The organism is Dyadobacter sp., from assembly GCF_017744695.1.
Lineage (GTDB): Bacteria > Bacteroidota > Bacteroidia > Cytophagales > Spirosomataceae > Dyadobacter.
Genome location: NZ_JAGIAS010000008.1, coordinates 1 through 13,059, shown reverse-complemented (window position 1 = coordinate 13,059; position 13,059 = coordinate 1). Strand labels below are relative to the sequence as shown.

Genomic DNA, 13,059 nt, shown 5'->3' with positions numbered 1-13,059 from the left:
CCGCTTTTTTATGTACCAACCAAATTACTGTTACCATTTCTATGGCACAAGCAACAACAGATAAAGACAACAAACTAAAAGCGTTACAGACCACGCTCGAAAAGCTCGATAAGACTTACGGAAAAGGTACTGTGATGCGTCTGAGCGACACCAAAGTATTAGATATTCCGGTGATCTCGACCGGTTCACTGGGTCTGGACCTTGCGCTCGGCGTGGGTGGTGTTCCCCGGGGCCGTATCGTGGAGATCTACGGACCTGAATCGTCAGGTAAAACCACGTTGTCGATGCACTGCATTGCCGAGGCGCAGAAAAAAGGCGGTCTGGCAGCGTTCATCGATGCGGAGCACGCATTTGACAGAACTTACGCGGAGAAGCTTGGTATTGACACCAGCAACCTTCTTATTTCACAGCCCGACAGCGGTGAACAGGCGCTCGAAATCGCCGAGCATCTGATCAGCTCGGGCGCAGTGGATATTATCGTCATCGACTCGGTGGCGGCATTGGTGCCGCGCGCAGAGCTCGAGGGCGAAATGGGCGACAGCAAAATGGGCTTGCAGGCACGTTTGATGTCGCAGGCGCTGCGTAAACTGACCGGTGTGATCAACAAAACAGGCTGCTGCTGTATTTTCATCAACCAGCTTCGCGAGAAGATCGGTGTGATGTTCGGTAACCCTGAAACCACTACTGGTGGTAATGCATTGAAATACTACGCATCTGTACGTCTGGATATCCGTCGTGTGGGCCAGATCAAGGAAAGCGCCGACGCAATCCTGGGTAACCGCACGCGTGTGAAGGTGGTTAAAAATAAGGTGGCGCCTCCATTCAAAGTGGTGGAATTCGATATCATGTACGGCGAAGGCGTTTCCAAAGTAGGGGAAATCATCGACCTTGCGGTGGAGCTCGATATCGTGAAGAAATCAGGCTCGTGGTTCAGCTACGAAGGCAACCGCCTCGGACAAGGCCGCGACGCTGTGAAAGCTTTGATTAAAGACAATCCTGAATTGATGGAAGAGTTGGAAGGCAAAATCCGCGGCCAGGTAAACACCGATCCTGATTCACTGATAGACACCAGCGAGCCTAACATTGCCGATGACGGTTCTCCTGAATAAGCATTAGCGAAGCATACAAAAAATGCCCTGTTTTAGCAGGGCATTTTTATTTGTATCCATTCAAATATCAGAAAGGCTTGCGATCGTCGTCCTCGTCGAAGTCGTAATCGTCTTCTTCACCGGGACCAGAGAACATGCTGCTCACCAGATCCTGGAACTTCATGCCCTGATCGAGCGCCTGCTTACCTACGAGCGAGAATTCGGCCATGCCGTGCAATGCAAATTCCATCATGAAAAGCTTTTCTTCGGCATCGCCATAAGCGGAGAGCATATCTACGAAATCGTCCAGGCCGTCGATGGTTTTCAGGCGGGCGACATACTCGCGGTCGGTCATATCGGCAGGCATTTCCATTTCGTTGCCGGCGCCAAACCATTCCACCACTTTCGCGTAAGGATTGATCTTGCTTTTTTTGCTTTTTTCCGGATCCGGGAAGAAGTTCAGGAACTGCGTGCGGATGGCTTTGCCGATCAGGTTCTGGGCCACAATGACCGGGCCTTCCACTTCGCCTTCGTAAACCAGCTCGACTTTCCCACAAATCGCCGAAACAACACCATAAAGGTCGGAAATACGTACGTGAGTCGAGCTTTCGCCATTGATCAGCGCTCTGCGCTCGGCGGTACTCAGAAGGCTTTCATAAGCGGAAATCGTCAAGCGTGCCGAAACGCCGCTTTTAGAATCCACATATTCGCTTTCCCTGGCTTCGAACGCGATCTGCTCTATCAACGTTTTTACCAGCTCGTTGACGCGCACAATGCCTTTTTGCTCGGGTTTTACCACGGCTTCCTGCTCGGTAATGCGCTTGCCGGTTTCGATCGTTTTCGGATAATGCGTCACGATCTGGCTCTCGATCCGGTCTTTAAGCGGTGTTACAATGCTTCCGCGGTTGGTATAGTCCTCGGGATTAGCCGTAAATACAAACTGGATATCCAGCGGCAAACGCAGTTTAAAACCACGGATCTGAATATCGCCTTCCTGCAAAATATTGAACAACGCGACCTGGATACGCGCCTGCAAATCGGGCAGCTCATTGATCACGAAAATGCCGCGGTGAGAGCGAGGGATCAATCCGAAATGGATCACGCGCTCATCAGAATAAGGCAGTTTCAAAGTCGCTGCTTTAATAGGGTCGACGTCCCCGATCAAATCCGCTACCGAGACATCCGGCGTGGCCAGCTTTTCGGTGTAGCGCTCGTCGCGGTGCAACCAGGCTATTTCAGTGCTATCGCCCTGGTCGGCCAGCACATCCTTGGCATACCGCGAAAGAGGCGCCAAAGGGTCGTCGTGCAGTTCCGAATTCTTAATGTAAGGAATATATTCGTCGAGCAGGTTCACCATCATACGCGCGATACGCGTCTTGGCCTGTCCGCGCAAGCCCAGGAAGTTGATGTTATGCATCGAAAGAATGGCCCTTTCCACATCGGGAATGACCGTTTCTTCATAACCCCAGATTCCCGGGAAGACATTCTCCTTGCTTCTGATCTTTTCAATCAGGTTATCTCTCAGCTCCTGCTTGATAGAACGCGACTGATAACCTGCTTTTTTTAGTTCTCCGAGCGTTCGGATTCCCAGTAGTTCTGTGCTTGTCAGCTTTGAGTATGTCATGTATCAAATAGTGGATTAACGCGCGTACGCCACCGACCGCATTTCGCGGATTACCGTGATTTTGATCTGGCCGGGGTACTGCATTTCTTTTTCAATTTTTTGCGAGATATCGAACGACAGCAATCCCGCTTTTTCGTCGGACACATTGTCGGCGTCGATGATCACGCGCAGCTCGCGGCCCGCCTGGATCGCGTAGCATTTCTCGACTCCGTCGAACGACAGGGCCAGGTTTTCCAGGTCGCGCAGACGCTGGATGTATGATTCCATCATTTCGCGGCGTGCGCCCGGGCGTGAGCCTGAAATGGCGTCACAAACCTGGATGATCGGCGAGAGGATAGAAGTCATTTCGATCTCGTCGTGGTGCGCGCCGATCGCATTGCAAACCTCAGGGTTCTCCTTGTATTTCTTGGCCAGCTCCATACCCAGGATTGCGTGTGGCAGATCCGATTCCTCAGGCCATACTTTACCGATATCGTGGAGTAATCCGGCGCGTTTGGCCAGTTTGGTGTTCAAGCCAAGCTCTGCGGCCATGGTAGCACACAATTTGGCCACTTCGCGGGAGTGTTGCAGCAGGTTTTGCCCGTACGACGAACGGAAACGCATACGGCCGATCATTTTTACCAGCTCGGGGTGCAAGCCGTGGATACCCATGTCGATCACAGTTCTTTCGCCGATCTCGACGATTTCGTCTTCGATATTTTTGCGGGTTTTGGCAACCACCTCCTCAATGCGGGCAGGGTGGATGCGCCCGTCCTGCACCAGGCGGTGCAATGAAAGGCGTGCGATTTCCCTTCTTACAGGGTCGAAACCGGAGATAACGATGGCTTCCGGGGTATCATCCACGATGATTTCCACGCCGGTAGCCGCTTCCAGAGCGCGGATGTTACGTCCTTCGCGACCGATGATTTTACCTTTGATATCGTCGTTTTCAATATTGAATACCGACACGCAGTTCTCGATCGCATGCTCGGCGGCGGTGCGCTGGATGGTTTCGATAACGATCTTTTTCGCCTCTTTAGTAGCAGTAAGACGCGCTTCTTCCATAGCGCTTTTGATATAGGACCCCGCGCGGGTTTCCGCTTCCGCTTTCAATGCGTCTACGAGTTGTTCGCGCGCTTGCTCAGCGGTAAGGTTGGCGATTTTTTCAAGTTGGGCAACCTGTTGTTGAAGCGATTTTTCGGCTTCCTCACGGCGCTTGGTAGCCGCTTCGAGTTGCGCGTTGAGGTTATTTTTGAGGTTATCGAGCTCGTTTTCCTTGCGCTTGGTCTGTTCCATGCTCTGGTTCAGGCTCTGCTCGCGCTGTTTGAGTTTCTGCTCGTTGCTTTGCAGGATGCTACGCTTTTTATTGGCGTCTTCTTCGAATTCCGATTTCAACCGGAGGTACTTTTCTTTCGCTTCGAGAATGCGGTCTTTTTTGATGTTTTCGGCTGCTACCTCGGCATTCCGGAGAATTTCAGCGGCACGGTCCTGGGCTTCTTTTTCCTTTGCGTCAAACGATCGCTGAAAGATGTACTTTCCTGCAAAAATACCCACGCCCACGGCGATGATATCGGACAGGATAACGATGAAATACAATGAACTAGACATTTCAATAATGGTTATATATAGTTGGTTTTACCGACTACACCCGCGTTGAAATGCCGAAAATGGAAGAAATTGAAAGTATATTTTTGCAGATACTCTAAAAAATCAAAGGGTCAGGTATGGGTGTCAGCTTTCGATAGCACTGGCGATTGTTTCGTCCAGTTTTTCCACTCTGCTCTTAAAAGCCGCTACCAGGTCGTCCATTTCTTCCTGGTTCCGTTGTAATGCCACCAGGCATTCGATAGAGGTTAATGCAATCGCCTCTATGTCACCGTATACTTTCCCTTTTAATTTATGCTGTTGCACACGCTGCATGAACACCTCATACCCATCCCTGTAAAATTTCTCCTGATCCGCCGGAACGCTCAGTTTGAAACCTCTGTCCAGCAGTTTTATAAAGACAGAAACGTCTGGATTAGGTATGCTATTTTTTTTCATAAGGTATCTTCAAGCAATTCGATGCACTTATCGATCTCCTGGATATATCTTTCAACTGATTCTTTCAGCTCGGCAATTGCGCCTGTTGGTGTCAGTTTACTAGTGACAAGTTTAGCGAAACTTTTAGACTTATTAAAGTCTTTTTCTAAAGAGGTGTATTTTTTCCTTATTTCTTTCGATTCTTCCGTGAGCTTCGCATTAGCCGCCCGGAGCTCCGCGTTTTCACGCTGGAGCTCTGAGATCGACCAGGTTAATTTCTCTTTATGGTTAATCAGGATTTCGAGTTTTTTCTCGACGTCGGATAGTTTGTGCTCGATAATACGTTCGGTAGTCCGCTCCATTTTCCTCAACTGAAAAAATCCGACAATGAAAAAACTGTGGTTTATTTTCTGATTACCGCTTCAAATTCTCTTTCGTAGGTAGCGATCAACCGCTGCATCGTTTTGTCGATTACCTTGTCGGTGAGCGTTTGCTGCTCGTCCTGCAAAATGAAGCTGATCGAATACGATTTTTTGCCTTCCAGGTTCGCGCCTTCGTACACGTCGAACACGTTTACGGCGCGCAGCAGGTTCCGCTCGGTTTTGTAGGCGGCCTGGCGAAGCTCTTCGAAAGTCACTTTTTTGTTCAGCACCACCGAAAGGTCACGGCGTACTTCGGGGAACTTTGGAACTTCGGTGTATTCAACAGCAGCGTTGTACTGGCGAAGCAGGTATTCCCAATCGAAATCGGCATAGAAGACCGGCGCTTTAATGTCGAGCTTCTTGGCAACGGCTGCATTCAGCAAACCAAAGGATACCACTGGTTTTTTATTAGCCAGCAATGTCAAGCCGCTTTTGAAAATGGCGTTATCGGCCTCCTGCTTCTGCACTTCGCGTATTTTCATCGAAGTCAGTACCTGGTTCACAAATGCAGCCAGATCATGGAAAACTACCTCGCGTGATTTTTCGAACCAGCTTTCCTGGCGGATATTACCCGTCAAAAATACCGACAGACGCTCTTTTTCGCTGTATTTGCCGTCGGTTTCGTGGTAGGTTTTTCCAAATTCGAATACTTTCAGATCCTTCTGACGGCGGTTGCTGTTGTAAGCAATCACTTCAAGACCGGAGAAAAGCAAAGTTTGGCGCATTACAGACAAGTCTTCGCTGAGGTAGTTCAGGATTTTCACCGGGTTGCCCGCGAGTGCTTCGCGCAGTATGGCCTGGTACTCGGGTTTGGTCAACGAGTTGTTGATCATTTCATTGAAACCATTGCCTACCAGCAGCTCCGCAACGCGCAGTTTGAGCTTCTCAGGATCGTTGACTGGGAAATCCGAAAGGTAATCGGAGCTCAATGAGTTAGAGAGTTCCACCTGACCGAACCCGTAAATGCGAAGGATCTCCTCGATCACATCGGCCTCGCGCTGCACGTCCACGCGGTAAGGCGGCACGATCGCGATGAAACCGGCTTCTGTTTCATCCGTAACGCGGATATCGAGCGATTCGAGAATGTCCTTAATCAAATCTTTGCCCAGGGATTTGCCGATCAGCCGGTCGATGTTTTTGTATTTGATATTTACCTTGAAATCTTCAATTGGCTCGGGGTAAATATCGATGACCTCGGAAGAAACGCTTCCGCCAGCAATCTCTTGAATCAGCAATGCAGCCCGTTTCAATGCGAAAAGCGGCATGTTCGGGTCGGTACCGCGCTCGAAGCGGAATGACGAATCGGTTTTCAATGCAAAACGCTGCGCGGTCCTGCGTACCCACACAGGCGAGAAATAGGCCGATTCAAGGAAAATAGAAGTGGTAGTGTCTGTTACGCCGGAAGTAAGTCCGCCAAAAACACCGGCAATGCACATCGGTTCGGGGTTGCCATCGATGCCTTCGCTGCAAATCATCAGGTCGCTGGCCGAGATTTTGCGCTCGATACCATCCAGCGTCACAAATGGCGTATTTTCAGCCACGGTGGTAACGATCACTTTTTTGCCCAAAACCTTATCCGCATCGAATGCGTGCATGGGCTGACCGAGCTCGTGGCAAACATAATTGGTAATGTCGACGATGTTATTGATCGCGCGGATACCGATCGTTTGCAGGCGTTGTTTGAGCCATTCCGGCGATTCGGCCACGGTAATGCCCGAAATCGTAAGGCCGGTATAGCGAGGGCAGGCCTCCGTATTGCGAACCTCCACCGGGATCGGCAGATTTTGATTATCTACTTTGAAGGCCTCAACGGAAGGCAATGTGATCTCGCGCTTCAAAACTGCTTTCAGATCACGCGCGACCCCATAATGCGAAGCCGCGTCCGCGCGGTTAGGTGTGAGGCCGATCTCGATCAGGTAATCGGAGGAAATGCCGAAGTATTCAGCGGCAGGCGTGCCGTTTGGTAGCTGGGTATCGAGCACGAGAATGCCATCGTGCGAGGTTCCCACGCCGAGCTCGTCTTCGGCGCAGATCATCCCTTCCGACAATGCGCCGCGGATTTTGGATTTTTTCAGAACCAGCGGCTGGTCGCTGCCGGTCGGATATAATGTAGCGCCAACGGTCGCTACGATCACTTTTTGTCCGGCAGCCACATTCGGCGCGCCGCAGACGATCGAAAGCGGTGCTTCGCCGCCTACGTCCACGGTCGTCAGGCTCAGTCGGTCGGCCTCGGGATGTTTTTCACGGGTCAGTACCTCACCGATCACCACGCCCCGCAAACCGCCTTTTATCGATTCGATCTCTTCAATACCTTCGACTTCCAGCCCGGTGCCGGTTAATAGCCGGTCGATTTGTTCGGGTGTTTCAGTTATTTCAATTAAATCTTTAAGCCACTTATAAGAGATCTTCATCTAGAATGCTTTAATAACAATAATAAATCAGGCGCTGTAAATACGGCCTGTTTGCAAAATTAATGATTTAGTTTGAACGGCATTCGGGCATTATGCGCCAAGGCCGTTTTTTATGCCGGCGAGCTTACTCGTGTGTCGCTTCCTCGGTTACTTCACCGGCATGAATGGCGACCGTCAATGTATTTTCGGCAGGCGGTACCGGGCAGGCGTAGCTTTCCTGGTAAGCACAGTAGGGATTATACGCCTTGTTGAAGTCCAGTACAATGGTGTTATTCTTGATCTGATCCACCGGGTAGTCCAGGTAGCGGCCGCCGCCATAGGTTTCTTTGCCGCTGGTACCATCGCGGAAAAGCACCGAAATAGTGCCCTCGTTCTTTAAAAGCAGCAGTTTTTGCGACTGGCCTTCAATGCTGAAATTGGCATAGCCGTATTTTTCATATTTCTCGGTCGTACCGTCAGTATATTTCACGATTACCTCCTTATCCTCTTGCATGTAAGGGGAAATATTGGCCTTCACGCGAAATGCAAGGCTGGGCTCGAAATAATGCAGGCCGTGGAAGCTTTCCTTATCCTTGATAGGAGAGTCGTCGCCGGATTTGAACTGCTCGTCCTTGGCCGCGCGTTCTTCGAGGATCTTAGCTTTATAGGCCGCCGGATTGGCCGCGATAGCGTCGTCGGAGCTGGTGCTGCCGCCCATGTTTTCAATAATGAAGTAAGCAAGGATGGCCATGAACATGGCAATCGTGCTGTATCGGATCACTTTATTTTTGAACATAACAAGGAATATTGGGTAATCGGACTGCAAACTTACACCTGATCGCGCGCTTTGAAAAAGTATGGAAGGTTTATTTACTTTTTTGGAATAATTTTGAAACTTCGCGACCATCGGGTTTGCGATGTTGGTTGAAATATATCTAAATTGACCTGGGAAAAAACTTTAAACACAATACCTGCCCATTGTATGTCATACACAAAACGAGTACTCATTGCCGAAGACAGTTCAGTTATTCAAAACCTGGCAAGGAAGATTCTGGAATTTCAGCATTATGAAATCACTTCCGTGAAAAACGGCGAACAAGTGCTGCAATTGCTTGAAAAAGAGGATTTTGATATCATTCTTTTGGACATCAATATGCCTGTGATGGATGGAATGGAATGTGCAAGAAGCATCCGCAAATTGTCCGACGAGAAAAAAGCCAAGACACCGATCGTGGCGATCACGGGCAATGCCAAAAATTACTCAGACGAAGATTTCAAAGAAGCAGGATTTGACGATGCGCTGATGAAACCATTGAATTTCGACCGCCTGGTTGAAGTGGTGGCGCATCTGACCGAATAAACACCTGATGAGGATTACATTTTTAGGAACCGGCACATCGCAGGGAATACCGGTTATTGCCTGCGATTGTGTCGTTTGCCGTTCTAATGACCAGCATGACAAGCGTTTGCGCACTTCCGTGTGGATTCAGGCCCACGGCAAATCGTTTGTAATCGATACCGGTCCCGATTTTCGACAGCAAATGCTGCGGGCCAATGTGCGTAGTCTCGACGCGGCTGTTTTTACCCACCAACACAAAGACCATACTGCGGGCCTGGACGATATCCGGGCATTCAATCATCGCCAGCAGATGGATATGCCGCTCTACGGCAGGCAGGAAGTGCTCAATCAGATCAAAACCGAATTTGCCTATGCGTTTTCAGAAAAGCGCTACCCCGGTGTACCACATTTCGAAATGCATCCCATCGAGAACGAGCCGTTTGAAGTGGCGGGGGTGAAGGTGACCCCAATCGAGGTAATGCACCATAAGTTGCCGGTTTACGGCTACCGTATCGGCGATTTTACCTACATTACCGACGCGAACTACATCTCCGAAGAAGAGCAGGAGAAAATCAAAGGTTCGCAGGTGCTCGTGCTCGATACCTTGCAAAAGGAGCCGCATCTTTCTCATTTCACGCTTCCCGAGGCGCTGGACCTGATCGACAAGCTGAACGTACCGCAAGCTTACCTGACGCATATCAGCCATAAACTCGGCCTGCACGCCGCAGTCGAGAGTGAGCTCCCTCCGCATGTACATCTTGCTTATGACGGCTTGGTGCTGGATATGTAAAAAGAACTTAGTCTAGCTGTACCGATCGTTCCGCCATGGATAAGCCGTATTGGAATACCCTCTCAATTCCCAGAAACCCAGCTGGTTTTTAGGTAAAAACTGAATACGGCTGATCCATTTGCTGCCCTTCCATGCGTAGAGCTGCGGGGTGATCATGCGTACCGGGCCGCCGTGGTCGCGTTCGAGCGGCTTGCCATCGGCGGTATGAACGAGCAGAACGTCTTCTTTCAGTGCCTCTTCCAATGAAAGATTGGTTGTGTATTGGTCATAACCGTGGCACAGAACGTGCGTAGCCGTCGGTTTGGGCATGACCAACGCGGCGATATCCGCCAGGCGCACACCTACCCAGGGCACGTCCATGCGCGACCAGGTGGTCACACAATGGAAATCACTTACATCACTGGTTTGAGGCAGCGCCATAAATTCGTCCCAGGTAAGCGTGACGGGCGATTCCACCTCGCCGTCGACTACGAGCTTCCATTTGCTAAGCGGCACATCGGGCTTGAAACCCAGGTCCAGGACCGGCCATTTCACTGTGCGGGTCTGACCAATAGGCAGTTGGGGCATTCCGTGACGGTTTGGCGCGCCGCTTCCCATGGGCCTGGTATCGGAAACGGAGGGTGTTTCAGCCATTTGTTGTTCGAAGCGGGCTTTCAGTTTCATGCGCGCTTCGACGATTTTATCGAGTTTGCTGTTCTCTTCCATGTCAATCGATGTTTAGATGCTGATCCATTGCATCATTAAAGCAGTTAAATACCCTCCATAAGTTCCGATAGCATATCCCAAAATTGCGAGTAATACGCCAACCGGGGCCAGTGACGGGTGAAAAGCGGCCGCCACCACCGAAGCAGAAGCCGAGCCGCCCACGTTTGCCTGGCTGCCGACAGCGAGAAAGAAGAAAGGTATTTTAAGCCATTTGCATGCTATAACCAGGATTATGCCGTGGATGGAAATCCATATTAAACCAATGGCGAATAGTCCCGGATTGTCGGCGACCGCCCCCAGGTCCATTTGCATACCAATTGTCGCCACGAGCACATACAGGAACACCGAGCCCAGCCTGGATGCGCCATAATATTCCAGCTTGCGCACGGGTGTGAGCGAGAGCAGGATGCCGATCAGGGTGGCGATGCTGATCACCCAGAAGAAATTGGAAGTAAGACTGTATTTTTCCAGTGCCGGATAATTTTTGGCCAGGTAGGGGGTGATAATTTCTGCCAACCCGTGTGCGACGCCTGTCGCCCCGAATCCTGCTGCCGCCAGAAAAATGTAATCGCGCAGCATCGGGTTTTGCTCGTGGGCCTTCTGGTCCGAATCCAGATGCTCCTTCACTTCCTGCACCGCGCGGGCGTCCGCACCCAGGAATACGTCCACACGCGAGGCGATCCCGGCGCCGTAAATCAAAGCGGCCATCCATAACTCGGCGATCAGCACGTCAACGGCCACCATTTGAGAGAAAAGCGCGTCACTTGGGTGGAAAACCTCGCGTAATGCGGTTTGGTTAGCCCCGCCGCCTATCCAGCTTCCGGCGATCGTTGCTAATCCGCGCCAGACGGCATCGGCACCTTCGCCGGCAACGGTGGCCGGGCTGACGGCGCCAACGATCCATAACGCCACCGGCCCTCCGACCATAATACCGGCGGTGCCAATCAACATCGCGGCCAATGCCTTAGGGCCAAGGCGCGTGAGCGACTTCCAATCCATTCCGACCGTGAAAAGCACAAGACAGGCCGGAAGGAAATATTTGGAGACCACCGGATAGAGCTGAGACGTAGCCCCATTGACAATGCCGAACGAATTGAGCAAACCCGGTATGAAATAGCAGAGCAGCAGGGGAGGTATGACGGTGTAAAACCGCTTCCAGCCAGGCTGCGCGGCCGTGTAGAAAATGCCGGCAAGGATAAGCATTAAAAGGCCGAGAACGACAGCGTCGTTGGTAATCATGCGTCAGAATTACAGGTAAGGGAAATGTGAATGGCTAAAAATAGGTGAAAAGTGCCGGAAATGCATTCTTTTGAAGCTTTTGGAATCAGGTACTTGTGTCTGAAACAACCTGTTTGTAACTTACTTGTAATGTATCATTTACTTATATTATGGCTGGTCAGGCAGGTTATTCCAATACAAGTCTTGTCAAAAAGTTGGGCATCAAGGCTGGCTTCAAAATCAGGTTCGTAGATCCGCCGGAGGGCTATTTTGATTTGCTGGAAGGGCTTCCTGCTGATATTGCGGTTTTGGAAGACCCTACGCCGGGCGTAGATTTCATTCATTATTTCACCCAAAAAGCCGCTGATTTGGAAAGAGACCTGCCTGCATTGAAAAAGGAGATCGTATCGAACGGTGTCATCTGGATTTCCTGGCCCAAAAAGGCCTCGAAGGTACCTACCGATGTCACTGAGGACGTAATCCGTAATCTTGCTCTCGCGATTGGCTTGGTAGATGTGAAAGTATGCGCGGTCGACGCGGTTTGGTCGGGTTTGAAGTTGGTGATCAGGGTTAAAGACAGGTAGCGATGTTTGGAATATTCAGAAGATATTTGCTATACTGCTCACCGGCGAGCGCTAGGTAGGATTTGTCGGGATAATTTTGATCCTCCGCACGCGAAGGATGGCAAGTAAATTAATCGTTGAGTTAGGTGCATAAATCTTGGGAAACTCCACTACACCCGAAATGCCGCAGCCATCAACATCTGCTCGCCGCGACCTATTCCAATTTCTCTCGCTAACTTCTGCCATTCAGCCACGGCTGATTTTACTTCTTCTATAATGCCATCCATTTCATTCTCCCTCAAGCGAAAGTAGACGCCAACCTGTTTAGCCAGATCCAATTCAAGTTGGTTGCTGTCCATATCGATGTTCAGGGCGAGTCCATCCTTATCAATTGAGGGGTTGATATCAAAAGCTGGCGAAAGCCTCCATCCTGCGGAAGTGAGCAAAAAACCGTGATTTCTCAAATGGTCATCCGTATTAGATATGAGTATATTGAATACCATTCGTCGCCACAGTTGGGCTAGGTCTTCGGCCACGCCGGCTCCTGAAAACTGTATAAATTCGACTATATCTAGATAGGAAGGAATGTCGTCGCGAATCAGTTCTTCATTCTTACCTGTCATGGTCATGGCGGAGGCAAAATGGATGCGGGAACTCTTTTTTCGGTCGAATCGCTTCGTAAAGAAAGTATGATACTTTCCCGCCACATGCTCTAATTTGCTTTCGGCCATCTCAATTCCTGCATTTATCGCCAGTCGGTAAGCCAGGTATTCCCATGCCGCCCGGTCGATTGTATCATTTTTTGACGGGAATTTAGCGATCCAGGGCTGCCCCTTTTCGTCAAGGATATTGGCTTTCGGTCTTGCCCCACCCAGAGAGGAGCCCGGCGCCATCAACATTGCCAGCCATTTTCTTACTT

The 13,059-nt window shown here is 50.4% G+C and carries 13 protein-coding genes; 4 read left to right on the top strand and 9 right to left on the bottom strand.

Features of this window, described 5'->3' with window-relative positions; all coding sequences use genetic code 11:
* Nucleotides 1-41 precede the first annotated feature (41 nt).
* On the top strand, nucleotides 42-1,109 hold the full coding sequence (recA, locus tag J7619_RS25230; protein ID WP_291205442.1) for a recombinase RecA: 1,068 nt from the start codon (nucleotides 42-44) through the stop codon (nucleotides 1,107-1,109).
* Nucleotides 1,110-1,176: 67 nt separating this feature from the next.
* Here the strand turns inward: recA and J7619_RS25225 are convergent, their stop codons facing one another.
* The 6 genes from J7619_RS25225 to J7619_RS25200 all read right to left on the bottom strand — a co-directional run bounded on the left by J7619_RS25225 (nucleotide 1,177) and on the right by J7619_RS25200 (nucleotide 8,321).
* Nucleotides 1,177-2,712 (bottom strand): sigma 54-interacting transcriptional regulator, encoded by a 1,536-nt coding sequence (locus J7619_RS25225; protein WP_291205439.1) that lies wholly within the window; start codon nucleotides 2,710-2,712, stop codon nucleotides 1,177-1,179.
* Between the two features lie 15 nt (nucleotides 2,713-2,727).
* The gene (gene rny, locus J7619_RS25220; RefSeq protein ID WP_291205436.1) at nucleotides 2,728-4,299 is read right to left on the bottom strand and encodes a ribonuclease Y; all 1,572 of its coding nucleotides are present in this window, start codon (nucleotides 4,297-4,299) and stop codon (nucleotides 2,728-2,730) included.
* A gap of 123 nt (nucleotides 4,300-4,422) precedes the next feature.
* Nucleotides 4,423-4,734: a cell division protein ZapA gene (gene zapA / locus J7619_RS25215; protein ID WP_106598074.1), complete on the bottom strand. Its 312-nt coding sequence runs from the start codon at nucleotides 4,732-4,734 to the stop codon at nucleotides 4,423-4,425.
* Nucleotides 4,731-5,075 carry a hypothetical protein gene (locus tag J7619_RS25210; RefSeq protein ID WP_291205433.1) on the bottom strand — a complete coding sequence of 115 codons (345 nt, stop codon included), beginning with the start codon at nucleotides 5,073-5,075 and terminating at the stop codon, nucleotides 4,731-4,733. Before J7619_RS25210 ends, zapA begins: the two co-directional genes overlap by 4 nt.
* Nucleotides 5,076-5,116: 41 nt before the next feature.
* On the bottom strand, nucleotides 5,117-7,546 hold the full coding sequence (gene pheT, locus J7619_RS25205; protein ID WP_291205430.1) for a phenylalanine--tRNA ligase subunit beta: 2,430 nt from the start codon (nucleotides 7,544-7,546) through the stop codon (nucleotides 5,117-5,119).
* A gap of 124 nt (nucleotides 7,547-7,670) precedes the next feature.
* Complete coding sequence (locus J7619_RS25200) at nucleotides 7,671-8,321, bottom strand: DUF1684 domain-containing protein (RefSeq protein WP_291205428.1); 651 nt, start codon at nucleotides 8,319-8,321, stop codon at nucleotides 7,671-7,673.
* Between the two features lie 186 nt (nucleotides 8,322-8,507).
* Between J7619_RS25200 and J7619_RS25195 the strand changes: the two genes are divergently transcribed.
* On the top strand, nucleotides 8,508-8,885 hold the full coding sequence (locus tag J7619_RS25195; RefSeq protein ID WP_090148939.1) for a response regulator: 378 nt from the start codon (nucleotides 8,508-8,510) through the stop codon (nucleotides 8,883-8,885).
* A 7-nt stretch (nucleotides 8,886-8,892) separates the two neighbouring features.
* On the top strand, nucleotides 8,893-9,654 hold the full coding sequence (locus J7619_RS25190; protein ID WP_291205422.1) for an MBL fold metallo-hydrolase: 762 nt from the start codon (nucleotides 8,893-8,895) through the stop codon (nucleotides 9,652-9,654).
* A 12-nt stretch (nucleotides 9,655-9,666) separates the two neighbouring features.
* Here J7619_RS25190 and J7619_RS25185 read toward each other — a convergent pair whose 3' ends face one another.
* Nucleotides 9,667-10,359, bottom strand: a complete 693-nt coding sequence (locus J7619_RS25185; RefSeq protein WP_291205419.1) for a molybdopterin-dependent oxidoreductase — start codon at nucleotides 10,357-10,359, stop codon at nucleotides 9,667-9,669.
* Between the two features lie 12 nt (nucleotides 10,360-10,371).
* The gene (locus J7619_RS25180) at nucleotides 10,372-11,598 is read right to left on the bottom strand and encodes a DUF819 domain-containing protein (RefSeq protein WP_291205415.1); all 1,227 of its coding nucleotides are present in this window, start codon (nucleotides 11,596-11,598) and stop codon (nucleotides 10,372-10,374) included.
* 149 nt (nucleotides 11,599-11,747) lie between these two features.
* Here J7619_RS25180 and J7619_RS25175 point away from each other — a divergent pair, with 149 nt between their 5' ends.
* Nucleotides 11,748-12,161, top strand: a complete 414-nt coding sequence (locus tag J7619_RS25175) for a DUF3052 domain-containing protein (RefSeq protein WP_291205412.1) — start codon at nucleotides 11,748-11,750, stop codon at nucleotides 12,159-12,161.
* 149 nt (nucleotides 12,162-12,310) lie between these two features.
* Here J7619_RS25175 and J7619_RS25170 read toward each other — a convergent pair.
* Nucleotides 12,311-13,059, bottom strand: a 749-nt coding sequence (locus J7619_RS25170) for a type II toxin-antitoxin system HipA family toxin (RefSeq protein ID WP_291205409.1), incomplete at its 5' end; no start/stop codon positions are given.

What these genes read in the sequence shown, in the direction of transcription:
- recA (WP_291205442.1), top strand. Translation starts at nt 42, where the DNA reads ATGGCACAAGCAACAACAGATAAAGACAACAAACTAAAAGCGTTACAG.
- J7619_RS25225 (WP_291205439.1), bottom strand. Translation starts at nt 2,712, where the DNA reads ATGACATACTCAAAGCTGACAAGCACAGAACTACTGGGAATCCGAACG.
- rny (WP_291205436.1), bottom strand. Translation starts at nt 4,299, where the DNA reads ATGTCTAGTTCATTGTATTTCATCGTTATCCTGTCCGATATCATCGCC.
- zapA (WP_106598074.1), bottom strand. Translation starts at nt 4,734, where the DNA reads ATGAAAAAAAATAGCATACCTAATCCAGACGTTTCTGTCTTTATAAAA.
- J7619_RS25210 (WP_291205433.1), bottom strand. Translation starts at nt 5,075, where the DNA reads ATGGAGCGGACTACCGAACGTATTATCGAGCACAAACTATCCGACGTC.
- pheT (WP_291205430.1), bottom strand. Translation starts at nt 7,546, where the DNA reads ATGAAGATCTCTTATAAGTGGCTTAAAGATTTAATTGAAATAACTGAA.
- J7619_RS25200 (WP_291205428.1), bottom strand. Translation starts at nt 8,321, where the DNA reads ATGTTCAAAAATAAAGTGATCCGATACAGCACGATTGCCATGTTCATG.
- J7619_RS25195 (WP_090148939.1), top strand. Translation starts at nt 8,508, where the DNA reads ATGTCATACACAAAACGAGTACTCATTGCCGAAGACAGTTCAGTTATT.
- J7619_RS25190 (WP_291205422.1), top strand. Translation starts at nt 8,893, where the DNA reads ATGAGGATTACATTTTTAGGAACCGGCACATCGCAGGGAATACCGGTT.
- J7619_RS25185 (WP_291205419.1), bottom strand. Translation starts at nt 10,359, where the DNA reads ATGGAAGAGAACAGCAAACTCGATAAAATCGTCGAAGCGCGCATGAAA.
- J7619_RS25180 (WP_291205415.1), bottom strand. Translation starts at nt 11,598, where the DNA reads ATGATTACCAACGACGCTGTCGTTCTCGGCCTTTTAATGCTTATCCTT.
- J7619_RS25175 (WP_291205412.1), top strand. Translation starts at nt 11,748, where the DNA reads ATGGCTGGTCAGGCAGGTTATTCCAATACAAGTCTTGTCAAAAAGTTG.